The sequence below is a fragment of the Spirillospora sp. NPDC048911 genome (genome assembly GCF_043198015.1).
Taxonomy (GTDB): Bacteria; Actinomycetota; Actinomycetes; order Streptosporangiales; family Streptosporangiaceae; genus Spirillospora.
Genome location: NZ_JBICUD010000001.1, coordinates 1,089,096 through 1,115,154, shown reverse-complemented (window position 1 = coordinate 1,115,154; position 26,059 = coordinate 1,089,096). Strand labels below are relative to the sequence as shown.

Here is a 26,059-nt window from a genome sequence, read left to right as displayed (position 1 = left end):
GACCCGGACATTACGCTTTTTCTGTATGCGACGGAAGAGTGTAATCCGGGTACAGTCCCGATCAGTCATGACGAACACTCTCGGCCTGCGCCCGCTGACCGCCCGTTCCGTGGTCCTGAGCACGCTGCTGGGCTCGCACCCGCCCCGCCTCCGCGCCCGCTATCTGGTCCGCGTGGGCGAGCTGTTCGGCATCGCCGAGGGAACGATCCGGGTCGCGCTCTCCCGCATGGTGGCGGCCGGCGACCTCGTCCAGACCGGCGGCGAATACGAGCTGACCGAGCGCCTTCTCGCCCGGCAGGCCCGCCAGGACGAGAGCCGCTTCCCGCGCACCCTCCCCTGGGACGGCACCTGGGAGATCGCGATCATCACCGCCGAACGCCGCCCCGCCGCCGAGCGCGCCGCCCTCCGCCAGGCCATGGCGGCCCTCCGCCTGGCCGAGCTGCGCGAGGGCACCTGGCTGCGCCCCGCCAACCTGAGCCGATCCCGGCCCGGCATCGTCGCCCAGCAGTGCACGTTCCTCACCGGCCGCCCCGAGGACGACCTCACCGCCACCCTCTGGGATCTGGACGGCTGGACGTCCAAGGCGCACGCCCTCACCACCGCCATCGACGAGGCCGACAGCCTCGCCGACCGCTTCACGGTGGCCGCCGCCGTCCTCCGCCATCTCCTGAACGACCCGCTCCTCCCGCCGGAACTCCTCCCCGGCGACTGGCCCGGCCCCGACCTGCGCGCCCACTACGAACGCTTCGAAGTCGACTTCGGCAACCTCCTGGCAGACCACGTCCTCGCGCCCTGACGTCAGAAGGTGATGACCTGGCGGACTGCTTCTGCCGTGTGGAGGCGGTCGAAGCCTTCGTTCACCTCGTCCAGGGTCAGGCGGTGGGAGAGCAATGCGTCCACCGGGAGCACCCCGGACTTGTACATGCCGATGAAGCGCGGGATGTCGCGGCGCGGAACCGAGGAGCCCAGGTAGCTGCCGCGCAGGGTCTTCTCCTCGGCCACCAGGCTGAGGGCCGGAAGGGTCAGGTTCTGGCCGGGGGCGGGCAGGCCGACGGTGACGGTGGTGCCGCCCGCGCGGGTCGCCGCGTACGACTGCTCCAGGACGGGGACGACGCCGGTGGTGTCGATGACCTTCTCGGCTCCGCTGCCGGTGATCTCGCGGACCTGCTCGACCGCCTTCGGGCCACCCTCAACGACGTGGGTCGCGCCGAGCCGCAGGGCGAGGTCGCGCTTGTGCGGGACGACGTCGATCGCGATGAGCGTGGAGGCCCCGGCGGCCTTGGCGGCGATGAGCGCGGCAAGGCCGACTCCGCCGAGGCCGAAGACGGCGACGCTGTCGCCGGGGGTGATCTGCGCGCTGTAGAGCGCGGCGCCGGCTCCGGTGAGGACGGCACAGCCGAAGAGCGCGGCGGTCTCGAACGGAAGATCCCGATCGACCTTCACGGCGGAACGGGCGGAGACGACGGTGTACTCGGAGAACGCGGAGACCCCGAGATGATGATGCGGACGGGTGCCGTCGGCGGCCTCGAAACGACGTCCCCCACCAAGCAGCGTGCCCGCCCCGTTCGCCTGCGCGCCGGGGCCGCAGAGCGCGGGCCGCCCACCCACGCAGCGTTCGCAGTGCCCGCACGCCGGGACGAACGCCAGCACGACATGGTCACCGGGCTCGAACTCCGTGCCCTCGCCCACCTCGACGACCTCGCCCGCGGCCTCGTGGCCCAGCGCCATCGGAAGCGGCCGCAGGCGCGACCCGTTGATCACCGAGAGGTCGGAGTGACAGAGCCCGGCGGCACCCACTCTGATCAGCAGTTCGCCGGGGCCGGGCGGGTCGAGCCGGAGGGACGTGACCTCAAGTGGCCGGGACTCGGCGTACGGGGCGACACGGCCGGACTCGACCAGAACGGCGGCACGGGTCCGCGTCCCCTGAACACCAGTCATGCGATCACCAGCTTCTGCATCTCGGCGCGGATCGGGTCGACGATCTCGGCGGGGCGGCGGTCGGCGCGGCCGACGAAGACGTGCACGAAGTGCCCTTCAGCGATCAGCGCCTCGTCGGAGCCGCGGTAGAGCCCCGCCTCCCAGCGGACGCTGGACCGGCCGAGCTTGCCGACCCGCAGCCCCAGCTCGATGGTGTCGGGAAAGGCGACCTCGGCCTTGTAGACGCAGTGCGACTCCACGCACAGGGCGATCTGGTCGCTGAGCAGCGGATCGAACCCGGCGGTCCTGATCATCCATTCGTTGATCGCGGTGTCCATCAGCGAATAGTGGACGGCGTTGTTGACGTGCCCGTACAGGTCATTGTCCTTCCACCGCGTGGGAACGCTCTGCCAGTGCGAGTACTCGCCGTTGTTCACGGCGGCAAGTCTACGTACCGCCGGGTAACCGCAAGGGGCGGCGCCCCTGTGCTTCGATGTCGCCCCATGAAGGGAAATTCACCGCAAGACCGCTCGCCGTACCCGCTGCCAGGCCGATTCGACCAGCCGCCCCAGGCACCTTCCAGAGATGAGATGCGCCCCCCGCCGCGCTCGGCCCAGACGAGACTCCTGTTCCGCCTCAAGGGACTCGCGGTCATCTACGTCGGCGGGACGTTATTCCTCGGCATCGCCGTGGCCGCGATCATGATCGTTCAGCGGCCCGACAAGATCGGCGACAAGCTGGAGAGGAAGCCGGCTCCGTTCACATGGAGCACGTTCGTCGAGGACGATCGGCATTTCACGATGCGGATCGACAAGACCACCGAGACCTATGACAGGACCGGCGAAAAGGTGCTGGAGGGCGCCGCGGGCTGCCTGGCCGGAGCCGTCGACCCGGCGACGCGGGCCCTGCTGTCGACGCTCGGGTGCGACGGACGCATCGAGGTCTCGTTCACCACGCCGAGCAAAGTGCAGGTGAGCGTGCAGGTGCTGCGGCTCAAGGACGAGGACGCGGCCGAGAGGGCCGAGGCGCAACTCAAGGCCGCGGGCATGCGGTTCGTGACGGCGACGTCGGTGCCCAAGCGGATCGGTGCGCGATGGGGCGATGTCGGATCCGGCGGACGGTACGCGGTCGCCACGGCCGCGGTGTCGCCCCGGCAGAAGGACGCGCAGCGCCTCGTGAAGCGTGGCGGCTGGTGCATCCATGCCGAGACAAGCGTCACGGCGGTCTGGAGCTGAGTCCAGACCGCCGAGCGACGATCAGTGGGTGGTGGCGACGATCAGTAGTGGCGGCGCTTGCCGCGGAACTTGGCCAGCAGGCCGCGGGCCTTGGCCTGGGTACGGGGATCCCGGGCCATCCGCTCGGCCCTGGCGCGGGCCTTCTGGCCCTGCGGACTTCGGGTCCAGGCCTTGATCTTCGTCATGATTCCAGCCATGTGGTCCTCCTAGCCGTACAGGCGGCCCGGCGGGGTCCGGCCGCCCGTGTACCGTTCAACGAACGGCCAGGCCCCAGAAGTTGCGAGGCGACCCTGTGACGTGGCCGTCTCAGGGTCGCCTACCCTCAGAAGGCCTCGTCGAACGCCACACTTCCCTCCACGCCGATCTGGTACGCGGAGACCCGGCGCTCGAAGAAGTTCGACAGTTCCTGCACGTCCTGGAGCTCCATGAACGCGAACGGGTTGGCCGTTCCGTAGCGTGCCGGGATGCCCAGCCGGGCCAAGCGCTGGTCCGCCACGTACTCCAGGTAGGCGCGCATGTCGTCGGCGCCCATGCCGGGCAAACCCTCGCCGCAGAGGTCGTGCGCGAACGCCATCTCGGCCTCGACGGCCTCCTCCAGCATTCGCGTGACCTGCTCGTTCAGGCGTGTATCGAAGAGCTCGGGCTCCTCTGCCCGTACGGTGTCGACGACCGAGAACGCGAACTCCATGTGCATTGATTCGTCGCGGAAGACCCAGTTGGTCCCCGAGGCGAGGCCGTTGAGCAGGCCGCGGGAGCGCAGCCAGTAGACGTAGGCGAACGCGCCGTAGAAGAACAGCCCCTCGATGCACGCCGCGAAGCAGATCAGGTTGAGCAGGAACGCGCGCCGGTCGTCGGCCGTGCGCAGCTCGTCCAGCTTGTCGATCGAGCCGATCCAGCGGAAGCAGAACTCAGCCTTGGCCCTGATCGACGGGATGTGCTCGATGGCGGCGAACGCCTTGGCGCGCTCGTCGTGATCGGGCAGGTACGTGTCGAGCAGCGTCAGATAGAACTGGACGTGCACGGCCTCCTCGAAGAGCTGCCGCGACAGGTAGAGACGTGCCTCGGGCGCGTTGACGTGCTTGTAGAGGTTGAGGACGAGGTTGTTGGCCACGATCGAGTCGCCGGTCGCGAAGAACGCGACGAGCCGGTTGACGAGATGCAGCTCGGTCGGGGTCAGGCGGGCCAGGTCGGCGAGGTCGGTGGCGAGGTCGACCTCTTCTACCGTCCAGGTGTTGCGGATCGCGGCGCGGTAACGCTCGTAAAAGTCGGGGTAGCGCATGGGCCGCAGGGTCAGGTCCATGCCGGGATCGAGCAGCATGCTGTGTCCTTTTGGCGCGCTCACTGGCACGCCTCGCAGGTTTCGGGGTTTTCCAGGGAGCAGGCCACCGCCGCCGATGGCGTGATGGTCGTCTGCGCGATGCGGGTGGCCGGGCGGGAACGCAGGTAGTAGGTCGTCTTCAGGCCCGCACGCCACGCGTAGGCGTACATCGAGGAGAGCTTCCCGATGGTCGGCGTCTCCATGAAAAGGTTCAGCGACTGGCTCTGGTCGATGTAGGGAGTACGGGCCGCGGCCAGGTCGATCAGCGACTTCTGCGGCAGTTCCCATGCGGTGCGGTAGAGCGTCCGCATCTCCTCGGGCAGGTCGACGAGCCCCTGGACGGACCCGTTCGCCTGCTTGAGGACGTCGCGCACGGCGGGCGTCCAGAGGCCCAGGGACTTGAGGTCCGCGACCAGGTAGTTGTTGATCTGCAGGAACTCGCCGGACAGCGTCTCGCGCTTGAAGAGGTTGGAGACCTGCGGTTCGACGCACTCGTAGCAGCCCGCGATGGACGCGATCGTGGCGGTCGGGGCGATCGCGATCAGGAGCGAGTTGCGGAGGCCGTGCTCGGCGATCCGGGCCCGCAGCTTCTCCCATTCGGCGGAACGGCGTGGTGCGGCGTCGGCGAAGTGGTCGATGTGCAGCTCTCCACGGGCCGTGCGGGTGTGGTCGTACGCGGGGAGCGGCCCGTGTTCGGCGGCCAGGTCGGCGGACGCGCCGTACGCGGCGAGGGCGATCTCCTCGGCGATCGCGGTGGACAACTCGCGCGCCTCGGCCGAGTCGAACGGCAGCCGCAGCTTGAAGAAGACGTCGGCGAGGCCCATCACGCCGAGCCCGACCGGACGCCACTTGCGGTTGGCCGCCGCCGCCTCGTCCGTCGGGTAGAAGCCGCGGTCGATCGTCCGGTCGAGGAAGCGCACGGCGGTGCGGACGGTCGCGCGGAGCCGCTCCCAGTCCACGCCACTGGGATCGGCGTGTGCGGCAAGGTTGATCGAGCCGAGGTTGCAGACCGCGGTCTCGCCGTCGCTGGTGACTTCGAGGATCTCGGTGCAGAGGTTGGACAGGTGGACCACGTTGCCGGGCTCGGCGGTCTGGTTGCAGGCACGGTTGGCGGCGTCCTTGAACGTCATCCAGCCGTTCCCGGTCTCGGCGAGCGTCCGCATCATGCGGCCGTACAGGCGACGCGCCGGGACCTGCCGGACGAACCGCCCCGCGGCCTCGGCGGCCCGGTAGGCGGTGTCGAACTCCGCGCCCCACAGGTCGGCGAGCTCGGGCACCTCCTTGGGGTCGAACAGCGACCAGTCCGCGTCCGCCTCGACCCGGCGCATGAACTCGTCGGGCACCCAGTTGGCGAGGTTGAGGTTGTGGGTGCGGCGGGCCTCCTCGCCGGTGTTGTCGCGAAGCTCCAGGAACTCCTCGACGTCGGCGTGCCACGGCTCCAGGTAGACGCACGCCGCGCCCTTGCGCCGCCCGCCCTGGTTGACCGCGGCGACCGACGAGTCGAGCGTGCGCAGCCATGGCACGATGCCGTTCGAGTGGCCGTTGGTGCCGCGGATCAGCGAGCCGCGCGACCGCACCTTCGTCCACGAGACGCCGATGCCGCCCGCGTACTTGCTCAGCCGCGCCACCTGCGCGTACCGCTCGTAGATCGACTCCAGCTCGTCGCGGGGCGAGTCGAGGAGGAAGCAGGACGACAGCTGGGAACGTCGCGCGCCCGAGTTGAAGAGCGTCGGCGAACTCGGCAGGTACGACAAGGTGCTGAGCAGCCCGTAGAGCTCCGCTGCCTCCGCCACCGTGTCGGACAATCCGCAGGCCACCCGCAGCAGGAAGTGTTGCGGGCGCTCCAGCACGCGCCGCGAACGCGGGTGCCGCAAGAGATACCGGTCGTAGAGCGTGCGCAATCCGAAGTATTCGAAGCGGTCGTCAGCGGTCTCGTCGATCAGGGCGTTCAGCGCCTCGGCGTGCGCGGCGACGAACTCGGCGGTCGCCTTGTTCAGGAGACCTTCGGAACGGGAGGCGGCCACGGATTCGGCGAAGGAGCGCACGCCCTCGCCGGCGGCCTCGTCGGCGATCAGCGTGCTCAGCAGCCGGGCCGCCACCTTGGAGTACGCGGGCTCGACGGCCACCAGCGCGGCCGCCTCTCCGATCGCCAGCTCGCGCAACCCCGCCGTGCCGAGACCGGCGCCGGCCCGGATGGCGATCAGAACGCGCTGCGGATCGGTGTCGGGCAGGCCCGCGCACGCGCGCGTCACCTCGGCGTCGATGCCGGGATCGGCAGCCGGCCGTGCGATCGGTCGTGGCGCGATCAGTTCCTGTGTCACGTGCTCTCTTCCCTCGCGAGCTCGCCTCGTCGAGGGCGCACGCGAACAAGAGCACGGCTGACCGCCGCAGACCTGCCCAGCGGCCCTCCCACGAGGCCTGTGGACTGTGCGGGACCGGGGCGAACCCCAGACCCCCGAAGGGGCGGCAGGTGATCCTCACGCGCTGGCGCGTCGCTCCGGTCGCCTGCCTCCAACGGCACTGGCAGGTCTTCGGACTCGCGGGCGACGCACCCTGATGGATGCGGCCTAATGGCCGTCGCTTCCCAGCCCGTCTCGACGGGCCAGTGCTCGATGACGGCGGTCGTTCCCGCTCACCGCTGCGGGGCAGTCCCGGAATTGGCGGAGCCGATCAGATCGGCATGACTGATCGGCAGGGCCGCACCGGGTTCCCTCTTACGACGCCCCCGCCGGCAGGGTGGGCTGCCGCGAGATCACGGGGACTCGGCGTGATCTCGCCGCAGTCCACCCCCGCCGGCGGGGGCGAACCAGCACGGGCAAGACCCTACATCTTGTCCATGGTCACCGCGCACAGCCCTACATGTTGGGCGTGTCACAGGGCTGGTGCGGACCGGAACCCCGAGGGGGCATGGAGCTCGCGAGGAAGAGATGGCACGATGGGCCCGCCATGTCCCCAGATTCTCCCCGTCCCTTCTTCCGCCTCGGCAGGGCGGTGGTGTTCGCCACCGTCTGCGTGACTCTGGCGACGATCGGGCACGCCCTGGTGTCCCCGGTGCGGGTTCCGGCCTGGGCGGTCATGGTGGGGTTCGCGGGAGTACTGGTGGTGGCGGGCACGCTCGCCGGCCACGAACGTTCGCTGGCCACCATCACGGGCGGCCTCCTGGGCGGGCAGTTCGTGCTGCACAGCCTGTTCGCGAACGCGTCCGCGCCGGTCGAGCACCACGTGCAGACGGGCATGGCCGCCCCCGCCGATCCCGTCCCGGCGCATGGCTCCGGGCTGGGCATGACGCTGGCGCACGTGGTCGCCGCCGTGATCTCGGCCTGGTGGCTGCGGCGCGGCGAACGGACCGCGTGGGCGCTGACCCGGCGGCTCGCGGCACAGGCCGGACGGCCCGTTCGTGATCTGCTCGCCGTTCTTCTGGCCGCCGTCGAACCCCTGGCGCTTTCCGTCCGTATCCCTATGCGGCAGGCGACGGCCTCCGTCGGCCCCACGGGCCGGGTGTTGCGGCACGAGGTCGTCCGTCGCGGGCCACCGCACCGTTCGAGGGCGCTCGCGCACAGCTGAGCGCAGTACGTCACCGGACGCCGCCACGGCGCTCCGGCCTTTTCCTCGTACGTTCTCGAACGGAGTCTCCGCATGTCCATGTCACCGCACGTCCGCAAGGCGGCCGCCGTCACCGGCCTCACCCTCGTCTCGGTCCTCGGCCTCGCCACCGCCGCGTCCGCCCATGTCACGGTCAACCCCCGCGAGGCAGAGCAGGGCGGGTACGCCAAGGTCGCCTTCCGGGTGCCGAACGAGCGGGACAACGCGGGCACCACCAAGGTCGTGGTCGATCTTCCGATGGACCACCCGTTCGCGTCCGTGTCGGTGCGGCCGGTGCCGGGCTGGCAGGTCAAGGTCGAGAAGTCCAAGCTCAAGACGCCGATCAAGGCCCATGGCGGCGAGCTCACCGAGGCCGTCTCCCGCATCACCTGGAGCGGCGGCAAGATCGAGCCCGGCCAGTTCCAGGAGTTCGACGTGTCGATGGGGCAGCTGCCCACCGACACCGACCGGCTGGTCTTCAAGGCCGAGCAGACGTACTCCGGCGGCGAGGTCGTGAAGTGGGACCAGGAGACCAAGGAAGGCCAGGAGGAGCCCGAGCATCCGGCCCCCGTCCTCAAGCTGGTGCCCAAGGCCGCCACGGGCACCGGGGCAGGGGCCTCCGGCGCACCGACGGTCAAGACGGTCGCGGCGGGCACCACGTCCGACAAGGCCGACGACGGCACGGCCCGGCTGCTCGGCGGCCTGGGCCTGGCGACCGGCCTCGTCGGCATCGCCGTCGGCGGCTACGGCATCTCCCGCGCGCGTAGGAGCCAGTCATGACGTTTCAGACCCGTAGGTCTCAGACCCGTAGGTCTCAGATCCGTACGTCCTCGACCCGTGCGTTCCTGGTCCGGAGCGCGGCGGCGGCCGGCGCCGTCACCGCCGTGCTGGCGCTGACCGCCGCCCCCGCCTCCGCCCACACCGCCCTGACGGGCTCCGACCCGAAGGCGAAGTCCACGGTCGAGTCGCCGCCCGAGATCACGCTGACGTACAACCAGCCGGTCACGCTGCCCCGGGTGCTCCTCACCGACGGCAAGGACGGGCGGCCCGCGATCGGGACGCCCAAGGCCGTCGACAACAAGGTCACGCTGCCGATCTCCGGGACGCTGCGGAACGGCGAGTACACCGTGGGCTGGCGGGTCGTCTCGGCCGACGGGCACCCGGTCACCGGCTCCTACGAGTTCACCGTGAACGGCTCGTCCGAGTCGCCGTCCGGCGGCGCCTCGACGCAGGCGGCCGGGCCGGCGCCGACGCTCACGTTGAACCGGACCACCTCGCCGGCCGCGGCGGAGGAAGAGTCCGGCGGTTCCTCCGGCTGGTGGTGGATCGGCCTGATCGCCCTGGCGGTGGCGGCCGCCGCCGGCGCGGGAGCCCTGCTCAGGCGCCGCAACACCGGCCCGGCGGACGGATAGCGATCACGTTCATACGGTCAGTGACGCTTCCTGGAGGTTGGCCAAAGCACTCCTTATGATTCGAGGATGCTCGAATCGCGGCACATCCGTACGTTCCAGGAAGTGGTCCGGGAGGGGTCGTACTCGGGCGCCGCGCGAGCGCTCGGGTACACCCAGCCCGCGATCACCCAGCAGATGAAGGCCCTGGAACGGGCGGTGGGGATGCCGCTGTTCGTCCGGGCGGGCCGCGGGCTCCAACTGACCGAGGCGGGCACGGTCCTGGCCAGGCACGCCGAGGTCATCGTCGGCGATCTGGCGGCGGCGCAGCAGCAACTGCGCGCGCTGGCGCGGCTGGAGGCGGGCCTGGTCCGGATCTGCGCGTTCCCCAGCGCGAACGCGACGCTGGTCCCGGACGCGATGGCGCGGCTGCTCGCGAGCCATCCGGGCGTGCGGGTGGAGCTCCAGGAGGCCGAGCCGCCCGAGTCGGTGCATCGGCTGGTCCGCGGCGAGAGTGACATCGCCCTGGCGTTCACCTACCCGGGGCCGCAGGCCGAGGTGCCCGGCGAGCTGGTCGAGGTCCCGCTCATGGAGGACCTGCTCACGGTCCTGCTGCCGACGGGGCATCCACTGGTCCGGCATCACGCCGTCCGCCTGGAGGACCTGGCGAACGAGCGCTGGATCGCGGGCTGCCCGCGCTGCCGGGCCAACCTGCTGCACCTGTGTGCCGAGGAGGGGTTCGTCCCGGACATCGTCTTCAGCACCGATGACAACCTCGCCGTTCAGAGCCTCGTCGCCGCCGGTGTCGGCATCGCCCTCATGCCCGCGCTCGTCCTCTCGTTCCTGTGCCACTCCAAGGTGACGGGACGGGTCGTCGCCCGGCAGCCCACCCGGAAGGTCTCGGCCTACGTGCTGCGCGACCACCTCCGCATCCCCGCCGTGGAGCTGGTGATGGAGGAGCTCAAGGCCGCGGCCGCCACCCGCGTGGGCTGCTGACGAGACCAAGCCAGAGCGTTCCATAAGCTCTGCTTTGAAGGGTCTAACAGATCGTCGTTAGACGTTATGGATCGGCGGCCCGACCCTGGGCTCATGGCCGCACTCACCGCCACCACGCCCACCATCCCCGCCGCCCCCCTCACTCCCGCCCTCGCCGGCGTGATCGAGGCGGTACGCGAGATCGTCCAGCGCGGGCTGGCACCCGAGCCGACGGCACATCTTGCGGGTCAAGCGCTGCGGCCGTTTTTGGGACGGCCCGGCCTGCTGACCCCCGAGCAGTGCGAAGGCGACCCCGAGTGTTACCGCCAGCACGTCCTGCACGCCGAACCCGACGGCGGCTTCTCCGTCGTCGCGCTGGTGTGGCTTCCCGGCCAGCGGACCCCCATCCACGACCACGTGTCGTGGTGCGTGACCGGCGTCCACGAGGGCGAGGAGACCGAGCGGCGGTACCTGCTCGAATCCGACGGCCGCACCTCCCGGCTGGCCGCCGCCGAGGAGGTCGTCAACCCGGCCGGGGCGGTCGCCGCGTTCGCTCCGCCCGGCGATATCCACAGGGTGTGGAACGGGGGGACCACGAAGGCGATCTCGATCCATCTCTACGGCGCGGACATCGCCAGGCTCGGCACCAGCATCCGCCGGACCTACGCGGAACCGGCCGAGGAGTCGTGAGCCAGGCACATCCCGCCCTCCGGGCACGGCACACGGCACCCGCGGCCCGTTCCGCCACGCCGCACCTCCGCTGGCCGCCGGCCCTGAGGCGCAACGCTCCCGGGCTGTGCCTGGCCGCCGCCGGCGTGGCGGTGGCGCGCCTCGTCCACGACGTCCTGCCCATGATCCCGACGCTCACCGCGGCCATGGTGCTCGGGATCATCGCGGCCCATCTGCCGGCGCTGCGCACGATCACGCAGGGCGTCGCGCGGCCGGGGCTGGGCGTCGCCGCCAAGCGGCTCATGCGGGTGGCGATCGTTCTCCTGGGCCTGCAACTGAGCCTGTCCGACGTCATCGGCCTCGGCTGGGTGACCGCCCTGATGGTGCTCGCCGTCGTGATCGTGACGTTCACCGGCACCCTCTGGCTGGGCCGCCGCCTCGGCCTGCCGGGAGACCAGCCGCTGCTGGTCGCCACCGGCTACTCGATCTGCGGCGCCTCCGCGATCGGCGCGGTCAGCCAGACGACCAGGAGCGACGAGAAGGACGTCGCCAACGCGGTGGCCGTGGTGACGCTCTGCGGCACCCTGGCCATCGCGGTGTTGCCGCTGCTGCACCACCCGCTCGGTTTGACCGACGCCGCGTTCGGCCGCTGGGCGGGCGCGAGCGTCCATGACGTCGGGCAGGTCGTGGCCGCCGCCCAGACGGCGGGACCGGCGGCCCTGACGGAGGCCGTCCTGGTCAAGCTGATGCGGGTGGCGCTCCTCGCGCCGCTGGTCGCCCTGATCGCGATCAGCGGACGGCGCCGGGCGGTCGCCGCCTCGACCGCCCGGCCGCCGCTCGTACCGCTGTTCGTGGCGGGCTTTCTCGCGACGATCCTGCTGCGGACGAGCGGCCACGTCCCGGCGGCGGCACTCACCCAGGCGGCGACGATCCAGCACCTGCTTCTCGCGGCGGCGCTCTTCGGTCTCGGCGGCTCCATCCATCTGCCGTCGATGACGAAGACCGGCGGCCGGATGGCGCTGCTCGGCCTGGCGTCCTGGATCGTCATCGCCGGGCTCTCCTACCTGGGCGTGATCGTCACCACCTGAATGATCATCCCGCTGGACCGGTCGAAGATTACATGATTACATCGGCTCACCACAAGCCGCAGGGGGCGTTTCATGATCGTCGAATACATCCGCTACCGGATCCCCGAGGCCCGGTCCACCGACTTCGAGGCCGCCTACGCGCGCGCCGCCGTCCCGCTGGCCGCGGCACCCCAGTGCGTCGACTACGAGCTCTCCCGCTGCGTGGACGAGCCCGGGTCGTACATCCTGCGCATCACCTGGACCTCCGCCAAGGACCACCTGGAGGTCTTCCGCGGCGGCGTGCACTTCAGGGCCTTCTTCGCCGAGATCCGCCCGTACGTGGAGCAGATCGAGGAGATGCGCCACTACGAGCAGACCGCCGTGAAGGGCACGGGCTCCTCGACCCCCACCCTGTACGAGTGGGCGGGCGGCGAAGAGGCCTTCCAGCGGCTCACGGAGGCCTTCTACGCGAAGGTCGTCAAGGACGAACTGGTCGGGCCCCTCTTCGCCCACATGGATCCCGGCCACCCCAAGTACGTCGCGATGTGGCTCGCCGAGGTCTTCGGCGGCCCCGCCCGTTACAGCGACGAGCGCGGCGGTTACCACCATATGGTCACCCAGCACCTCGGCAAGGCCATCAAGGAGCCCCAGCGCCGCCGCTGGGTCAGCCTCCTCATGGACGCCGCGGACGAGGTCGGCCTGCCCGGCGACCCCGAGTTCCGCGCCGCGTTCACCGGTTACATCGAGTGGGGCACGCGCATCGCCCTGGGCAACTCCCAGCCGGACGCCCACCCGCCCATGCAGGCCCCCGTTCCCCACTGGGGCTGGGGCGTGGCCCCGCCCTACATCCCCAGTTCCTGACCACGGCGAAAGGGGCGGCGTCCGGAAGACCGGCGCCGTCCCTTTCGCGCGCGCTCAGCCGGAGAAGCGGCCGATGAAGATCGCGAGGCGGCGTTCGTGGCCTTCCCGGCGCATGCGGCCGTTGCGCATGAGGGTGACCAGGCCGTGCAGGCCGCTCCAGAACGTCTCGGTGAGGACGTCCACATCGTCGTCCCCGGCTATCGGGCGGACCGTCTCCCGGAGCTCGCCGAACGCCTCCTTCAGCGGAGCGGGCGCCTCCGGAGTGGCGAACGGCAGGTCGACGGCGAGGGTGAACATCACGTCGTAGAGAGCGGGACGGCGCTCGGCGAACGCGGCGTACGCCGCCGCGACCTCGGCGAGGGCCGGGCCGGACGCGGCCGTGCGGACGGCACGGAGTTCGGCGGCGAGCTCGGCGCACCCCTCCACCGCGACCGCCGCCATGATGGCGTCCTTGCCCTTGAAGTGGCTGTAGAGGACCGGCTGGCTGTACTCGATCTCCGCGGCGAGCCGGCGGGTGGTCACCGCGTCCCAGCCCTCGGTCTCGGCCAGGTCGCGCGCGGCCGTCACGATCAGGCGTTCCCGCTCCGCTCGCTCGCGCTCCCGGCGCGACTGAATCGACATGACCCGAATTCTAGCACTGCTAGCCGAACTGTCGCGGCTATGCTAACGTCGATCTCGTTCCTAGCAGCGCTAGCAATTGGAGAAACCCATGCTCACCGTCACCGCCTACGGCCTGGCCATCGTTCTCAACCTCTTCGTGGTCTTCATCGGCCTGCGCTTCATGCTTCAGCCCGAGGCCGCGGCCACCGGCTACGGCATCCCGGCCAAGAACGACGGCGATGCGGGGCCCTACCTCGCCATCAAGGGAATCCGTGACGGCAGCTACGGCGTCCTGGGCCTCGCCCTGCTGGCCTTCGCCGGTGCCGAAGCGGGCGCGTGGTTCATGCTGGTCGTGGCGCTCAACCCGCTCTTCGACACCGTCAACGTGTTGCGCAATGGCGGCACCAAGGCGACCGCGTACGGCATCCACTTCGCCACCGCCGTGGTCGTCCTCATCAGCGCCGCCCTCCTCTTCGCGGCCTGACCTTGATCGGACCCGACGCGCGGGAGCTCTGGTGGGTCGGTACCCCCGTTCGGGGGTGGCGCGCGTCACAGGCGTGACGAACGATCCTTCTGACCGGCGCCACGAGGAGGAACCATGCCCGCAGTCGAGTTCCAGGCGGCTCGCGACTTCTTGCTCGCCCACCGGGAGGACTACGCGACGGCGTACGAGAAGTTCCGCTGGCCCGTCCTCACCGGCTTCAACTGGGCGCTGGACTGGTTCGACAAGATCGCGGTGGACAACGACGCCCCGGCGCTCTGGATCGTCGAGGAGGACGGCTCGCAGGAGCGCCACTCGTTCGCCGATCTGTCCCGGCGCTCCAACCAGGTGGCCAACCACCTGCGGGCGAGCGGCGTGCGGCGCGGTGACCGGATCATCCTGATGCTCGGCAACCAGGTCGAGCTGTGGGAGACGATCCTGGCCGCGATGAAACTCGGCGCGGTGATCATCCCGGCCACGCCGCTGCTGGGGCCGGCCGATCTGCGCGATCGGCTGACCAGGGGCAAGGCCCGGCATGTGGTGACGGCCTCCACGCAGACGGGCAAGTTCGACGACGTGCCCGGTGAGTACACGCGGATCGCGGTGGGGGCGCCCGTCTCGGGCTGGCTCTCGTATGGGGCCGCGTACGAGAGGCCTTCGGCGTTCACGCCGTACGGCACCACGATGGCGAACGACACGATGCTGCTCTACTTCACGTCGGGTACGACCGCCCAGCCCAAGCTCGTCGAGCACACGCACGCCTCCTATCCGGCGGGGCATCTCTCGACGATGTACTGGATCGGGCTGCGTCCCGGCGACGTGCACCTCAACATCTCCTCGCCGGGCTGGGCCAAGCACGCGTGGAGCAACGTCTTCGCGCCTTGGAACGCCGAGGCTTGTGTGTTCATTTTCAACTACACCCGGTTCGACGCGGATCGGCTGCTGCGTGAGCTGGACCGGTGCGGTGTCACGAGTTTCTGTGCCCCGCCGACGGTCTGGCGGATGCTGATCCAGGCCGACCTTTCGCGGCTGGCCACGCCGCCGCGCGAGGTGGTCGCGGCAGGCGAGCCGCTCAACCCTGAGGTGATCGAACGGGTCCGCGAGGCTTGGGGCGTGACGATCCGCGACGGGTTCGGGCAGACCGAGACCACCGTCCAGATCGCCAACAGCCCGGGGCAGAAGGTGCGACTCGGGTCGATGGGGCGGCCCGCGCCGGGCTACAAGGTGACGCTGCTCGATCCGCTGACCGGGCAGCCCGCCGACGAGGGCGAGATCTGCCTCGACCTGGAGGACCGTCCCACCGGCCTGATGAAGGGCTACCACGGCGACGACGCCCGGACGGAGGAGGCGATGGCCGCCGGGTTCTACCGCACCGGCGACATCGGCTCGCGGGACGACGACGGCTACATCACCTACGTCGGCCGCTCCGACGACGTCTTCAAGGCGTCCGACTACAAGATCTCGCCGTTCGAGCTGGAGAGCGTGCTGATCGAGCACGACGCGGTGGCCGAGGCGGCGGTGGTCCCCTCACCTGATCCGCTGCGGCTGGCCGTGCCGAAGGCGTACGTGACGCTCGCCGCCGGCTGGGAGCCGACCGCCGGGACGGCCGCCGCGATCTTCGCCCACAGCCGCGCGCAGCTGTCGGCGTACAAGCGGGTCCGGCTGCTGGAGTTCACCACCGAGCTCCCCAAGACCATCTCCGGCAAGATCCGCCGCGTGGAGCTGCGCGCCAGCGAGATCGACAAACATCCCGACGAGGCCGCCCGGCCCATGGGCGAGTTCCGCGAGGACGAACTGTGATGACCGACCTCTCCTACGCCTCCGGCCCGTCCGCCGCACCGTTGCTCGGCGACACGATCGGGGCCAACTTCGACCGCACGCTCGCCGCGTTCCCCGATCGCGACGCGCTCGTCGACCGGAGCACCGCCCGCAGGTGGACCTACGCGCAGCTCGCCGAGACCGTGGACGCGGTCGCGCTCGGCCTGCTGGGCCTCGGCGTCGGCAAGGGCGACCGTGTCGGCATCTGGGCGCCGAACTGCGCGGAGTGGGTCTTCGTGCAGTACGCGACGGCCAAGCTCGGTGCGATCCTGGTCAACATCAACCCGGCCTACCGCGTCCACGAGCTGGAGTTCGTGCTCAATCAGGCCGGGATCCGCACGCTCGTCGCCGCCCCCTCGTTCAAGACCTCCGACTACGCGGCGATGATCGAGGAGGTCCGGCCGAAGTGCGACGACCTGCGGGACGTCCTCCTCATCGGCCAGGAATCCTGGACGGCGGTGCTCGACGCGGGCGCCGCCGGCGACCGGGCCAGGCTCGCGGAGATCGGGCGCACGCTCAGCACCGACGACCCGATCAACATCCAGTACACGAGCGGGACGACCGGGTTCCCCAAGGGCGCCACGCTCTCGCACCACAACATCCTCAACAACGGCTTCTTCGTCGGCGAGCTGTGCGGCTACGACGAAGAGGACCGGATCTGCGTGCCCGTGCCCTTCTACCACTGCTTCGGCATGGTCATGGGCAACCTGGCGGCCACCAGCCACGGCGCGTGCATCGTCATCCCCGCGCCCGCGTTCGACGCCGCGGCCACCCTGGAGGCGGTCGCCGCCGAGCAGTGCACCTCGCTCTACGGCGTGCCGACGATGTTCATCGCCGAGCTCAACGACCCCTCGTTCGAGTCGCATGACCTGTCCTCCCTCCGGACCGGCATCATGGCGGGTTCCCCCTGCCCGGTCGAGGTGATGAAGCAGGTCATCGAGCGGATGGGGATGAACGAGGTCACGATCTGCTACGGCATGACCGAGACCTCGCCGGTGTCCACCCAGACCCGCGCCGACGACTCGCTCGACCGCCGGGTGGCCACGGTCGGCACCGTGCACCCGCATCTGGAGATCAAGATCGTCGATCCGGAGACCGGGGTGACGGTGCCGCGCGGCACGCCCGGCGAGTTCTGCACCCGCGGCTACTCGGTGATGCTCGGATACTGGCGCGAGCCAGCGAAGACGGTCGAGGCGATCGACCAGGCACGCTGGATGCACACCGGCGACCTCGCGGTCATGGACGAGCACGGCTACGTCAACATCACCGGCCGGATCAAGGACATGGTGATCCGCGGCGGCGAGAACGTCTACCCGCGCGAGATCGAGGAGTTCCTCTACACCCATCCCGACATCCTCGACGCCCAGGTCATCGGCGTCCCGGACCACAAGTACGGCGAGGAGCTCATGGCCTGGGTGCGGCTGCGCCCGGGCGCCGAGCCGCTCACGGCCGAGGCCCTCCGCGCGTTCTGCGCCGGCCGCCTGGCCCATTACAAGATCCCGCGCTACGTGCACCTGGTCGACGAGTTCCCGATGACCGTCACCGGAAAGATCCGGAAGGTGCAGATGCGGGCGGAGTCGATCGACATCCTCGGGCTGTCCGAGGTCGCCTCGACCCGGCACGCCTGATGAACGTCTGATGAACCCCTGGCGAACGAGCGGAACGCTCTGGTGAAGGGCAGCTCGGGGAGGCATGCTGACGTGCATGGGAGACGACGCCGGCGCGGTGCGTTCCGCGGTGCTGTCACTTCACCGGACCACCGGGCTTCCGATGGTCTTCGGTGGTGCGGTGGCCGGGCAGGAGCGGTTCCGGATCACCGAGATGGTGGGCAACACGACCGATTCCCTCTCCGGGCTTCTGATCAAGCAGGGGTCCGGCCTGGGCGGCAAGGCGATGGCGCTGGGCCGTCCGGTCTGGGTCAGCGACTACCCGCACGCCGCGACGATCAGCCACGACTACGACGGCCCGGTGGGACGGGAGGGGCTGCTCTCGATCGTCGCGGTGCCGGTCGTGGTGCGGCGCCGGGTGCGCGGCGTGCTGTACGGGGCGTTGCGCGAGCCGCTGTCGCTCGCCGACCGGGTGATCGCCGCCGCCGTCGTGACCGTGCGCGACCTCGAACAGGATCTGGCCGTGCGTGACGAGGCGGACGAGGCCCTCGCCCGCGGCCGGCATCCCGGTGCCGGTGCCGGGGGCGTCTCGGCCGCGCGCTGGGAGGAGGTCCGCGCCGTCCACGCCGAACTGCGCGGGCTCGCCGAGCAGGTCGCCGATCCGGAGGTGAAGGCCCGGCTGCTCGAAGCGTCCGTCCGGCTGGCCGGCGCGAACCTGGACGATGTCGACCGGCTGCCGGTCAGGTGCGACGGACCGCCGCCCGGCCCGGCGTTGTCGCCGCGCGAGCTGGACGTCCTGTCGTACGTGGCGATCGGCTGTACGAACGCTGAAGTCGCACAGCGGCTGGGGCTGCTGCCCGAGACGGTGAAGAGCTACCTGCGCTCGGCCATGCGCAAGCTCGGCAGCCACACCCGGCTGGAGGCCGTCACGGCCGCGCGCCGGGCAGGCCTGCTGCCCTGACGAACACGGATCGGGGAGCAGGAAGGGATCGATCAGCCCGGCGACGGGGTCAGCGGCACGTGGTGCTCCGGACGCTCAGCAGCGCGGCCCCCGTGGCGCCCTGCTCGAGCGGAGTGGTCACCACGAGCCCGCTGCGCCGGGCCCTGATCGTTCGGGCCGTCCGACTTACTCCGCGAACCATGGACGGCCGCCCCCGATGCGAAGACGGTAACACCTTCACGAACACATGTGTTCGTGACGTACGAGATTGTTCTCTGTCGTCCTCGGGGACCCGTTGGTAACTTTGTCACGTGGACTCCCCGGGCTATGACGCACTGCCGAGGGGACGTCATCACCTCACCCGTGAGCAGGTCGTCGCCTCGCAGCGCTATCGCCTGCTCCAGGGCATCACGGAGGTCGTCGCCGAGAAGGGCTACCTCCGCACCTCGGTGGCCGACGTGCTCAAGCGCGCCCGGGTCTCCAGGGAGACCTTCTACGAACACTTCTCCGACAAGCAGGAGTGCTTCCTGACGGCGTTCGAAGAGAACGCGGAGCTGCTCCTGGAGGTCGTCGAACGGGCCGCGGGGCCGGCGGGCGAGCCGGGCCTGACACGGCTCGAACGCACCCTCGTCGCCTATCTGGAGGGACTCGCGGGCGACCCGGCCGGCGCGCGCACGTTCCTGCTGGAGGTCTACGCCGTCGGCCCGCCCGCGGCGGCCCGCCGCTTCCAGATCCAGCGGCGTTTCGTCGAGCTCATCAACGGCCTGCTGCGCGACGACGACCGGTGGCTGCGGCTCCCCGATCCCGAGTTCGCCTCGCGCATGGTCGTGGGCGGCGTCGCCGCACTGGTCACCGGCCTGGTGGCCCAGGGCGACCACGCCGCGCTCCCGGCGCTCCGCGAGCCGATCATGGCGCACGTCCGCACCCTCATCGATCCGGCCCGCTGACCCACCCTAGGGCGTTGTCAGGGTGTCCCTGACGGTTCTATCCTGTCAGGGACACCCTGACGTAGGAGCGCACGATGCCCGATGATCCGCTGCAATGCTCGTTCTGCGGCAAGTGGAGCTTCGAGGTCGCCAAGCTGGTCGCCGGCCCGGGCGTCTACATCTGCGACGCGTGCGTCGACCTCGCCGACTCGATCGTCGACGAGTACCGAGACAAGCCGCCCCTCCCGCGCCTCCCGCTCTGGGGAGACCTCACGGAGGACCAGATGCTCGCCCAGCTTCCCCGGATCTCCGTCGCGGCGGACCAGGTCGAGGCCAACCTGCGCGCCTGGGTCCAGGAACTGCGCCGCCGCGGCGTCACCTGGGCGAGGATCGGCGAGTCCCTCGGCGTCACCCGCCAGTCGGCGTGGGAACGCTTCTCCGGCGAGAAGTAGGCGCGCGGCCCGTTCCCTAGATGACCAGGCTGAGCAGGGCGGCCATCGCGAAGCCGACCACCGACAGGATGGTCTCCAGCACGGTCCACGTCTTCAGGGTGTCGCGGACCGACATGTTGAAGTAGCGCGACACGATCCAGAAGCCGCCGTCGTTGACGTGCGAGGCGATGATCGAGCCGGCCGAGATGGCGATCGCGATCAGGGCGATGTGCGCCTGGGAGAAGTCCTCGCCCTTCAGCAGCGGCGCCACGATGCCGCCGGTCGTGACGATCGCGACGGTCGCCGAGCCCTGGGCGAGCCGCAGCCCGCAGCTGATCAGGTACGCCAGCAGGATGAGCGGCAGGCCCGCGTCCGACAGCGTGGTGGCGAGCGCCTTGCCGACCCCGGTGGCCGAGATGACCGCCCCGAAGAACGCGCCCGCGCCGACCACCAGCAGGATCATGCCGATCGGCCGGAGCGACTTGGACGCCAGGTCGGACAGCTCCGCGGCGGGGATGCCGCGGCGCAGGCCGAGCAGCCACATCGCGAGCAGCACCGCGATGGTCAGCGCGACCGCCGGGTTGCCGAGGAAGGTCAGGACCGGCAGTGCCGGGCTGTCCTTCCACCACACCGTGCCGAACGTGGCGAGCAGGATCAGCACCAGCGGCACCGCGATGACGGCGAGCACGAGGCTGAGCGCGGGCTCCGGCCGTTCGGCGCCCTTCTCCGCGGCCTCCGCCTCGGCCTCCTCCTCCGCCGCGATGTAGTCCTCGGGGACCTCGACGATGATCCGCTTGCCGATCCACGCGCCCCATGCCACGCCTGCGACCAGGAAGGCGGGGATGCCGCAGATGACGCCCATGATGATGAGCCAGCCGAGCGAGACGCCGAGCAGCCCGGACGCGGCCACCGGCCCGGGGTGCGGCGGGAGGAAGGCGTGGGTCATCGACAGGCCCGCCAGCAGCGGCATCGCGTACAGCACCAGGGAGCGGCCGCCGCGCTTGGCGGTGACGTAGACCAGGGGCGCCAGGACGAAGATGCCGACGTCGAAGAAGACCGGGATGCCGAAGATGAGCCCCGCCAGGCCCATGGCGAACGGCGCGCCGCGTTCGCCGAAGATGGCGAGCAGCCTGCGGACCAGCACGTCGGCGCCGCGCGAGGCCTCCAGGATCGCGCCGAGGATCGTGCCGAGCCCGATGATCGGCGCGATGTGCCCGAGGATGCCGCCGAAGCCCGTCTCCAGCAGCGAGGCCTTGGAGCTCAGCGCCGTGCCGACGATCTGCTCGACGCTGAGGCCCGCCGCGAGCGCGAGCAGCAGCCCGGAGATCAGCAGCGAGATGAACGGTTCGAGCTTGACCTTGATGATGAGGACGAGCAGGACCGCGATGGCGAGGGCGCACAACAGCAGCAGCCCGCCGGTCTCGTGTTGCAGCCAATTGACCATGGAGTGCCCTTCGGGGAGAGGGAGATGGGGGTTACCGCGTGGCTCCGTCCGGTGTGCGGCGCAGCGACCGACCCGGCAGCGCGCCGGTGTGCCGGCCGTCCCCGATGACCGCGACGCCACCGACGAAGACGTAGGGGATGCCCTCGGCCTGCTGGCGGGGCTCGGCGAAGGTCGCCGTGTCCCGGACGGAGGCGGGGTCGAACAACACGAGGTCGGCGTGGTGGCCGGGGCGGATCAGCCCGCGGTCCGCGAGCTTGAGCCGCCGCGCCGCGCGCCCCGTCAGGTGCGAGACGCACTCTTCGAGCGACAGGACGCCGAGCTCGCGAACGTAGTGCCCCAGATAGCGCGGGAACGTGCCCCAAGCGCGCGGATGCGGCTTGGCTGGGGCCAGAAGCCCATCGCTGCCGCCCGTGTGCACGGGATGCCGCATGATCGCCTGGACGTTCTCCTCGTGCCCGACGTGCTGGAGGATCGTGGTGGCGAGGTCGTCGGCGATGAGCCGTTCGCAGTAGACGTCGAACGCCGGGCGGCCGCTCTCGGTGGCCAGTTCGGCGATGGTGCGGCCGACGACGGCGGGCTCCGGCGAGCCCGAGATCTCGATCGTCTCCCACTCGGCCGGAACGCCGTGGCAGCCGTCGGAGCCTTCGACCTCCATCGTGTGCCGGATCCGTGCCCGTACCTCTGGATCCGCGAGCCGGGCCAGGGCCGCGGCGGGCCCGCCCTCGGACGCCCAGCTCGGCAGCAGGGCGGCGAGCGTCGTGGCGCCCGGCAGGTAGGGATAGGTGTCGAGGCTGATGTCGCAACCGCCGGCGATGGCCTCGTCCAGGAGCCGCAGGAGCTCGGGGGCGCGTCCCCGGTTGACGCCGAAGTTCATCGTGGCGTGGGCGAGATGCAGGGGGCAGCCCGACTCGCGTGACACCCGCACCATGTCGGCGTAGGCCTCCAGGGCTCCCGCCCCGTACGAACGGTGGTGCGGGGCGTAGAAGCCGCCGAGCGGCGCGACGACCCGGCACAGCTCGATCAGCTCGTCGTCGTCCGCGTACATCCCGGGCACGTAGGTGAGCCCGCTGGACATCCCGACCGCGCCCTCGCGCAGGCCGGTCGCGACGAGCTCGCGCTGCCGGTCGAGCTCCGCCGGGGTGGGCGGACGGTCGTCCCAGCCCATCGCGAGCATCCGTACCGCTCCCTGCGGCACGAGATAGCAGGCGTTGACCGCGATGCCCTGATCGAGCCGGTCGAGGTACTCGCCGACGCTCCGCCAGTTCCAGTCGAAGCCGGCCGGATCGCCGTTCCAGCCCGCGATCGTCTGCCGCAGCACCGGGAGCGTGCCGTCGTCCACGGGCGCGTACGACAGGCCGTCCTGGCCGATGACCTCGCAGGTGACGCCCTGGCTCACCTTGGCGAGGTGATCCGGCTCCGCGAGCAGCGCCAGGTCGGAGTGGGCGTGCATGTCGATGAACCCGGGCGCCAGCACAAGCCCGGTCGCGTCGATGACGCGGCCACCGGGGCCGCCGGAGAGTCCCTGGCCGATCGCCTCGATGCGGCCGTCCGTCACGGCGACGTCCGCGATCCGGCCGGGCGCGCCCGTGCCGTCCACGACCGTGGCGCCGCGGATGACCAGGCCGGACATCAGAACCAGGTCCGGATCAGGTCGACCACGGCGGGCCGTTCGGCGCCCGCGTCGTCCACGACCGGGAGCAGCGTCCACTTGTCGAGCGCCGTGCACGGATGGGACAGGCCGAGCCTGACCACGTCGCCCACCTCGACGTCGCCGCCTTCGAGGAACGTGTGCTGGTCGTTCATCGCGGTGACGCGGGCACCTTCGAGCCGCTCTGATCCAGCGCCGCGTACGAGCTGGGGCTCGGGCATGCCCTCGTCGAACGGCAGGTCGCGCTTGCCGGTGTCGAGCAGGGCCAGCGAGGGCTCCGGACGGGAGACGACCCTGCCCCAGCCGTGCATGGCGGAGCGCAGCCGTTCCTCCGCCACGCCGCGTGCGAAGGGCGAGATCTGCCGGTAGAAGCCGTCGTCGTGGATGATGTACGCGCCCGACCGCAGCACCACCTCGCAGCCGTCCACGCAGGCCAGCCCGGACAACACTTCGGTGACCTGGTCGAAGAACGAGCTGCCGCCCGCGGTCACGATCGGCTCGGCCGTCTCGTACTCCAGCCGCCCGTGCAGGTCGGCCAGCCTGCGGAGGTAGGCGTCCACGGCCGCGCGTCCCTCGTCCGACGCGTCGTGGGCGAGCGCGCCCTCGTATCCGCCGAGCCCGGCCAGCCGCAGGGCCGGGGCCTTGCGGACCGCGTCGGCGACCGCCAGCGCCGTCTCCTCGTCGCGCGCGCCCGTACGCCCGTGCGCGCCGCCGAGCTCGACGCAGACATGGACGGGACGCTGGACGCGGGCGGCCAGCAGCCCCTCGTTCATCAGCTCGACGGTCCGGACCGAGTCGGCCCACGAGACGAACGTGAAGTCCGGATCGCCGTCGAGCTCACCGCCGATCCACGCCAGCCCGGCGGGATCGACGAGCGTGTTGGCCAGGAGCAGCCGCCGCACGCGGAAGGCACGCGCGACGCGGAGCTGCGGGAGGTTGGCGACGGTGATGCCCCAGGCCCCGGCGTCGAGCTGGCGCCGCCACAGCTCGGGCGCCATCGTCGTCTTGCCGTGCGGGGCGAGCCGCACGCCCGCCCGCTCGCACCAGCCGGCCATCAGCCGCAGATTGTGATCGAGCGCCCCGGCATCGAGCGTGAGCAACGGGGTACCGAAGTCGTCGAGCGAAGGCCGGCGGCCCAGGTATTCCTCGACCGTCGCGCCGTGGGCGGCGGCCGGGATCGCCTTGAAGCGCCAGTCGAGACGCTCGCTGCGCTGCGCGTCGACGGCGTCGTCGTCGATACCTGTGCCCATGCTGACCTCCTATGTTGCGCAAAGTGCAATGCACATTGCATCCTGCGCTATTGCGGTTGTAGCATCGCCGTGGCGTCGCGGTCAACGGCCGCCGGACACGGGAAGGGCCGAATGGAACGCTTGCCCGAGGCGGTGTGCATAGGCGAAACGATGGCGGCGCTCCTCCCCGACCGGCCGGGTCCCCTCGAGGACGTCGACACGTTCCGGCATTCGATCGGCGGCGCCGAGGCCAACGTCGCGCGCGGGCTGGTCGCGCTCGGCGTCCCCGCCGCCTGGGTCGGCCAGGTCGGCGACGACGGATTCGGCCGCCGCATCGTCCGCGACCTCACCGGCGCGGGCGTCGACACCAGCGGCGTCCTGACCGACCCCGGCCGTCCCACCGGGCTGTACGTGAAAGAGGCGGGGCGCAGCGGCAGCGTTCTGCACTACTACCGCGCGGGATCGGCGGGGTCCGCGCTCGGCCCTGGGCTCCTCGACCGGCCGCAAGTGACCCGCCTGCTGTCCCGCGCCGACCTGGTGCACCTGTCGGGCATCACGGCCGCGCTCTCGGACGGCGCCCTCGATCTCGTGCGGACGCTCCTGTACGACCGCACCCGCACCCAACTGGTGAGCTTCGACCTCAACTGGCGCCCCGCCCTGTGGTGGGACGCCGACCCCGGGCTCCTCGTGCCGCTGCTGAACGCGGCCGACATCGTCCTCCTCGGAGCCGACGAGGCCAGGGCCGTCCTCGGGACGAGCGATCCGGCGGAGTTGCGCGAGCTTCTGCCCGATCCCGAGACGCTCGTCGTGAAGGACGACGCCCATCACGCCATCGCGGTCCCCCGTCCCGGACCGGACTCAGGGTCGGACTCAGACTCGGTGATGGTGACCGAACCCGCCCTGCGCGTCGATACGGTCGAGCCGGTGGGCGCGGGCGACGCGTTCGCCGCCGGATACCTCGCCGGGACGCTCCGCGGCGACGGCCTCCGGCAGTGCCTGCGGCTGGGCCATCTCGCCGCCGCCGCGACGCTCGTCGTCCACGGTGACCACGGACCGCCGCCGCCCGCGGCGCTCGTCGAGACCCTGCTCGACGCGGCGCCCGACGAGTGGGCCGCGACGACCGTGAGCGCCGCGGGGTTCGGGACGAGACCGGAGAAGGGAGGGCGATGAGCCAGAGCCTGGCGCGGGCCCTGCAGATCATGATCGAGCTGGGCGAGGGGCCGCGCACGCTGGACGAGCTCGCCGCCACGGTCGGCGTGCACAAGACCACCGTGCTGCGGCTGCTGCGCCCCTTGGAAGAGGAACGGTTCGTCCACCGCGACGCCGACCACCGTTTCCATCTCGGGTCGCGCCTCTTCGCGCTGTCGGGGGCGGCGCTGGAGCAGCGCGGGATCCGCGGCATCGCGGGCCCGCATCTCGCGCGGCTGAACGAGGCGACCGGGCACACCGTCCACCTCGGGGTCTACGAGGGCGGCGAGGTCGTCTACCTCGACAAGTACGACTCGCGGCACGCCATCCGCATGTACTCCCGGGTCGGGCTGCGGATGCCGCTGCACGCCACCGCGATCGCCAAGGTCCTGCTCGCCGATCTGCCGGAACGGCGGCGGCGCGAGATCGCGGCGACGATCGACTACACCCGTTTCACCGAGCACACCATCGGCGGCCCCGGCGAGTTGCTGGCCGAGCTGCTCAAGGTGGCGAGGCAGGGCCACGCGGTCGACGACGCCGAGCACGAGACGTTCATCCGCTGCATCGCCGCGCCGATCCGGAGCGCCGAGGGCCGGGTGATCGCGGCCGCTTCGATCTCGGTTCCGGAGGTCGTGTTGAATCGTGCGCAGGTGCTGGAGCTGTTGCCGGAGTTGCTCGCCACGACCCGGGCCATCTCCGCCGACTGCGGATTCGAGCAGGAGCCAGTGTGAAGGA

General features: G+C 70.8%; 25 protein-coding genes, 1 pseudogene and 1 riboswitch. Of the genes and pseudogenes, 17 read left to right on the top strand and 9 right to left on the bottom strand.

What is annotated here, in order from left to right; all coding sequences use genetic code 11:
- Positions 1 to 67: 67 nt before the first annotated feature.
- Positions 68 to 796, top strand: a complete 729-nt coding sequence (locus ACGFNU_RS05165) for a PaaX family transcriptional regulator C-terminal domain-containing protein (protein ID WP_392590313.1) — start codon at positions 68 to 70, stop codon at positions 794 to 796.
- 2 nt (positions 797 to 798) lie between these two features.
- Here the strand turns inward: ACGFNU_RS05165 and ACGFNU_RS05160 are convergent, their stop codons facing one another.
- Together ACGFNU_RS05160 and ACGFNU_RS05155 are read right to left on the bottom strand one after the other, a co-directional pair.
- A complete protein-coding gene (locus tag ACGFNU_RS05160) occupies positions 799 to 1,938 on the bottom strand; it encodes a zinc-dependent alcohol dehydrogenase family protein (protein WP_392590311.1) in 1,140 nt (379 codons plus the stop codon).
- Positions 1,935 to 2,354, bottom strand: coding sequence for an acyl-CoA thioesterase (locus ACGFNU_RS05155; protein ID WP_392590310.1), 420 nt, complete (start codon positions 2,352 to 2,354; stop codon positions 1,935 to 1,937). The genes ACGFNU_RS05160 and ACGFNU_RS05155 overlap by 4 nt, the downstream gene beginning before the upstream one ends.
- 153 nt (positions 2,355 to 2,507) lie before the next feature.
- On the opposite strand from ACGFNU_RS05155, the gene ACGFNU_RS05150 reads away from it, so the two are divergent.
- Positions 2,508 to 3,152, top strand: coding sequence for a hypothetical protein (locus tag ACGFNU_RS05150; RefSeq protein WP_392590308.1), 645 nt, complete (start codon positions 2,508 to 2,510; stop codon positions 3,150 to 3,152).
- Between the two features lie 41 nt (positions 3,153 to 3,193).
- On the opposite strand, the gene ACGFNU_RS05145 is transcribed toward ACGFNU_RS05150, so the two are convergent.
- The 3 genes from ACGFNU_RS05145 to ACGFNU_RS05135 all read right to left on the bottom strand — a co-directional run bounded on the left by ACGFNU_RS05145 (position 3,194) and on the right by ACGFNU_RS05135 (position 6,791).
- On the bottom strand, positions 3,194 to 3,349 hold the full coding sequence (locus ACGFNU_RS05145; protein ID WP_392590306.1) for a hypothetical protein: 156 nt from the start codon (positions 3,347 to 3,349) through the stop codon (positions 3,194 to 3,196).
- 125 nt (positions 3,350 to 3,474) lie between these two features.
- Positions 3,475 to 4,470, bottom strand: coding sequence for a ribonucleotide-diphosphate reductase subunit beta (locus ACGFNU_RS05140; RefSeq protein ID WP_392590304.1), 996 nt, complete (start codon positions 4,468 to 4,470; stop codon positions 3,475 to 3,477).
- 20 nt (positions 4,471 to 4,490) lie between these two features.
- Entirely contained in the window at positions 4,491 to 6,791 is a 2,301-nt protein-coding gene (locus ACGFNU_RS05135; RefSeq protein WP_392590302.1) for a ribonucleoside-diphosphate reductase subunit alpha, read from the bottom strand.
- A gap of 204 nt (positions 6,792 to 6,995) precedes the next feature.
- A riboswitch (cobalamin riboswitch) is annotated at positions 6,996 to 7,187 on the bottom strand.
- A 229-nt stretch (positions 7,188 to 7,416) separates the two neighbouring features.
- On the opposite strand from ACGFNU_RS05135, the gene ACGFNU_RS05130 reads away from it, so the two are divergent.
- The 7 genes from ACGFNU_RS05130 to ACGFNU_RS05100 all read left to right on the top strand — a co-directional run bounded on the left by ACGFNU_RS05130 (position 7,417) and on the right by ACGFNU_RS05100 (position 13,012).
- Complete coding sequence (locus tag ACGFNU_RS05130) at positions 7,417 to 8,034, top strand: hypothetical protein (protein ID WP_392590300.1); 618 nt, start codon at positions 7,417 to 7,419, stop codon at positions 8,032 to 8,034.
- A 72-nt stretch (positions 8,035 to 8,106) separates the two neighbouring features.
- On the top strand, positions 8,107 to 8,832 hold the full coding sequence (locus tag ACGFNU_RS05125; protein ID WP_392590299.1) for a YcnI family protein: 726 nt from the start codon (positions 8,107 to 8,109) through the stop codon (positions 8,830 to 8,832).
- A complete protein-coding gene (locus ACGFNU_RS05120; RefSeq protein ID WP_392590298.1) occupies positions 8,829 to 9,464 on the top strand; it encodes a copper resistance protein CopC in 636 nt (211 codons plus the stop codon). Before ACGFNU_RS05125 ends, ACGFNU_RS05120 begins: the two co-directional genes overlap by 4 nt.
- 66 nt (positions 9,465 to 9,530) lie before the next feature.
- Positions 9,531 to 10,436 carry a LysR substrate-binding domain-containing protein gene (locus ACGFNU_RS05115; RefSeq protein ID WP_392590296.1) on the top strand — a complete coding sequence of 302 codons (906 nt, stop codon included), beginning with the start codon at positions 9,531 to 9,533 and terminating at the stop codon, positions 10,434 to 10,436.
- 93 nt (positions 10,437 to 10,529) lie between these two features.
- Positions 10,530 to 11,105, top strand: coding sequence for a cysteine dioxygenase (locus tag ACGFNU_RS05110; RefSeq protein WP_392590295.1), 576 nt, complete (start codon positions 10,530 to 10,532; stop codon positions 11,103 to 11,105).
- Positions 11,102 to 12,172, top strand: coding sequence for a YeiH family protein (locus ACGFNU_RS05105; RefSeq protein ID WP_392590294.1), 1,071 nt, complete (start codon positions 11,102 to 11,104; stop codon positions 12,170 to 12,172). The genes ACGFNU_RS05110 and ACGFNU_RS05105 overlap by 4 nt, the downstream gene beginning before the upstream one ends.
- Before the next feature lie 72 nt (positions 12,173 to 12,244).
- Complete coding sequence (locus tag ACGFNU_RS05100; protein ID WP_392590292.1) at positions 12,245 to 13,012, top strand: group II truncated hemoglobin; 768 nt, start codon at positions 12,245 to 12,247, stop codon at positions 13,010 to 13,012.
- A 54-nt stretch (positions 13,013 to 13,066) separates the two neighbouring features.
- Here the strand turns inward: ACGFNU_RS05100 and ACGFNU_RS05095 are convergent, their stop codons facing one another.
- Positions 13,067 to 13,633, bottom strand: coding sequence for a TetR/AcrR family transcriptional regulator (locus tag ACGFNU_RS05095; protein ID WP_392590291.1), 567 nt, complete (start codon positions 13,631 to 13,633; stop codon positions 13,067 to 13,069).
- 88 nt (positions 13,634 to 13,721) lie between these two features.
- On the opposite strand from ACGFNU_RS05095, the gene ACGFNU_RS05090 reads away from it, so the two are divergent.
- From ACGFNU_RS05090 to ACGFNU_RS05065, 6 genes and pseudogenes are all read left to right on the top strand, one after another.
- Positions 13,722 to 14,096 (top strand): DUF4267 domain-containing protein, encoded by a 375-nt coding sequence (locus ACGFNU_RS05090; protein WP_392590289.1) that lies wholly within the window; start codon positions 13,722 to 13,724, stop codon positions 14,094 to 14,096.
- A gap of 114 nt (positions 14,097 to 14,210) precedes the next feature.
- Positions 14,211 to 15,893 carry an AMP-binding protein gene (locus ACGFNU_RS05085; RefSeq protein WP_392590287.1) on the top strand — a complete coding sequence of 561 codons (1,683 nt, stop codon included), beginning with the start codon at positions 14,211 to 14,213 and terminating at the stop codon, positions 15,891 to 15,893.
- Positions 15,893 to 17,539 (top strand): AMP-binding protein, encoded by a 1,647-nt coding sequence (locus ACGFNU_RS05080; RefSeq protein WP_392590285.1) that lies wholly within the window; start codon positions 15,893 to 15,895, stop codon positions 17,537 to 17,539. Before ACGFNU_RS05085 ends, ACGFNU_RS05080 begins: the two co-directional genes overlap by 1 nt.
- 76 nt (positions 17,540 to 17,615) lie before the next feature.
- Positions 17,616 to 18,479 (top strand): response regulator transcription factor, encoded by an 864-nt coding sequence (locus ACGFNU_RS05075; protein ID WP_392590283.1) that lies wholly within the window; start codon positions 17,616 to 17,618, stop codon positions 18,477 to 18,479.
- Positions 18,480 to 18,769: 290 nt separating this feature from the next.
- Entirely contained in the window at positions 18,770 to 19,405 is a 636-nt protein-coding gene (locus tag ACGFNU_RS05070) for a TetR/AcrR family transcriptional regulator (protein ID WP_392590281.1), read from the top strand.
- Positions 19,406 to 19,479: 74 nt separating this feature from the next.
- Positions 19,480 to 19,608: pseudogene (locus ACGFNU_RS05065) on the top strand (ClpX C4-type zinc finger protein); the annotation flags it as partial.
- Positions 19,609 to 19,852: 244 nt separating this feature from the next.
- On the opposite strand, the gene ACGFNU_RS05060 reads toward ACGFNU_RS05065, so the two are convergent.
- Genes ACGFNU_RS05060 through ACGFNU_RS05050 form a run of 3 tightly spaced genes read right to left on the bottom strand, consistent with a single transcriptional unit; the run spans position 19,853 to position 24,157 of the window.
- Positions 19,853 to 21,259 (bottom strand): GntP family permease, encoded by a 1,407-nt coding sequence (locus ACGFNU_RS05060; RefSeq protein WP_392590280.1) that lies wholly within the window; start codon positions 21,257 to 21,259, stop codon positions 19,853 to 19,855.
- A 31-nt stretch (positions 21,260 to 21,290) separates the two neighbouring features.
- Positions 21,291 to 22,889 carry an amidohydrolase family protein gene (locus ACGFNU_RS05055; RefSeq protein WP_392590278.1) on the bottom strand — a complete coding sequence of 533 codons (1,599 nt, stop codon included), beginning with the start codon at positions 22,887 to 22,889 and terminating at the stop codon, positions 21,291 to 21,293.
- Positions 22,889 to 24,157: an amino acid deaminase gene (locus tag ACGFNU_RS05050; protein WP_392590277.1), complete on the bottom strand. Its 1,269-nt coding sequence runs from the start codon at positions 24,155 to 24,157 to the stop codon at positions 22,889 to 22,891. The genes ACGFNU_RS05055 and ACGFNU_RS05050 overlap by 1 nt, the downstream gene beginning before the upstream one ends.
- A 111-nt stretch (positions 24,158 to 24,268) precedes the next feature.
- Here ACGFNU_RS05050 and ACGFNU_RS05045 point away from each other — a divergent pair, with 111 nt between their 5' ends.
- The gene (locus ACGFNU_RS05045; protein WP_392590275.1) at positions 24,269 to 25,306 is read left to right on the top strand and encodes a sugar kinase; all 1,038 of its coding nucleotides are present in this window, start codon (positions 24,269 to 24,271) and stop codon (positions 25,304 to 25,306) included.
- On the top strand, positions 25,303 to 26,055 hold the full coding sequence (locus ACGFNU_RS05040) for an IclR family transcriptional regulator (RefSeq protein WP_392590273.1): 753 nt from the start codon (positions 25,303 to 25,305) through the stop codon (positions 26,053 to 26,055). Before ACGFNU_RS05045 ends, ACGFNU_RS05040 begins: the two co-directional genes overlap by 4 nt.
- The last annotated feature ends 4 nt before the right edge of the window (positions 26,056 to 26,059 follow it).

Coding starts and splice junctions, on each gene's coding strand:
- ACGFNU_RS05165 (WP_392590313.1), top strand. CDS start 68: ATGACGAACACTCTCGGCCTGCGCCCGCTGACCGCCCGTTCCGTGGTC.
- ACGFNU_RS05160 (WP_392590311.1), bottom strand. CDS start 1,938: ATGACTGGTGTTCAGGGGACGCGGACCCGTGCCGCCGTTCTGGTCGAG.
- ACGFNU_RS05150 (WP_392590308.1), top strand. CDS start 2,508: ATGCGCCCCCCGCCGCGCTCGGCCCAGACGAGACTCCTGTTCCGCCTC.
- ACGFNU_RS05145 (WP_392590306.1), bottom strand. CDS start 3,349: ATGGCTGGAATCATGACGAAGATCAAGGCCTGGACCCGAAGTCCGCAG.
- ACGFNU_RS05140 (WP_392590304.1), bottom strand. CDS start 4,470: ATGCTGCTCGATCCCGGCATGGACCTGACCCTGCGGCCCATGCGCTAC.
- ACGFNU_RS05130 (WP_392590300.1), top strand. CDS start 7,417: ATGTCCCCAGATTCTCCCCGTCCCTTCTTCCGCCTCGGCAGGGCGGTG.
- ACGFNU_RS05125 (WP_392590299.1), top strand. CDS start 8,107: ATGTCCATGTCACCGCACGTCCGCAAGGCGGCCGCCGTCACCGGCCTC.
- ACGFNU_RS05120 (WP_392590298.1), top strand. CDS start 8,829: ATGACGTTTCAGACCCGTAGGTCTCAGACCCGTAGGTCTCAGATCCGT.
- ACGFNU_RS05115 (WP_392590296.1), top strand. CDS start 9,531: ATGCTCGAATCGCGGCACATCCGTACGTTCCAGGAAGTGGTCCGGGAG.
- ACGFNU_RS05110 (WP_392590295.1), top strand. CDS start 10,530: ATGGCCGCACTCACCGCCACCACGCCCACCATCCCCGCCGCCCCCCTC.
- ACGFNU_RS05100 (WP_392590292.1), top strand. CDS start 12,245: ATGATCGTCGAATACATCCGCTACCGGATCCCCGAGGCCCGGTCCACC.
- ACGFNU_RS05095 (WP_392590291.1), bottom strand. CDS start 13,633: ATGTCGATTCAGTCGCGCCGGGAGCGCGAGCGAGCGGAGCGGGAACGC.
- ACGFNU_RS05090 (WP_392590289.1), top strand. CDS start 13,722: ATGCTCACCGTCACCGCCTACGGCCTGGCCATCGTTCTCAACCTCTTC.
- ACGFNU_RS05085 (WP_392590287.1), top strand. CDS start 14,211: ATGCCCGCAGTCGAGTTCCAGGCGGCTCGCGACTTCTTGCTCGCCCAC.
- ACGFNU_RS05080 (WP_392590285.1), top strand. CDS start 15,893: ATGACCGACCTCTCCTACGCCTCCGGCCCGTCCGCCGCACCGTTGCTC.
- ACGFNU_RS05075 (WP_392590283.1), top strand. CDS start 17,616: ATGGGAGACGACGCCGGCGCGGTGCGTTCCGCGGTGCTGTCACTTCAC.
- ACGFNU_RS05060 (WP_392590280.1), bottom strand. CDS start 21,259: ATGGTCAATTGGCTGCAACACGAGACCGGCGGGCTGCTGCTGTTGTGC.
- ACGFNU_RS05055 (WP_392590278.1), bottom strand. CDS start 22,889: ATGTCCGGCCTGGTCATCCGCGGCGCCACGGTCGTGGACGGCACGGGC.
- ACGFNU_RS05050 (WP_392590277.1), bottom strand. CDS start 24,157: ATGGGCACAGGTATCGACGACGACGCCGTCGACGCGCAGCGCAGCGAG.
- ACGFNU_RS05045 (WP_392590275.1), top strand. CDS start 24,269: ATGGAACGCTTGCCCGAGGCGGTGTGCATAGGCGAAACGATGGCGGCG.
- ACGFNU_RS05040 (WP_392590273.1), top strand. CDS start 25,303: ATGAGCCAGAGCCTGGCGCGGGCCCTGCAGATCATGATCGAGCTGGGC.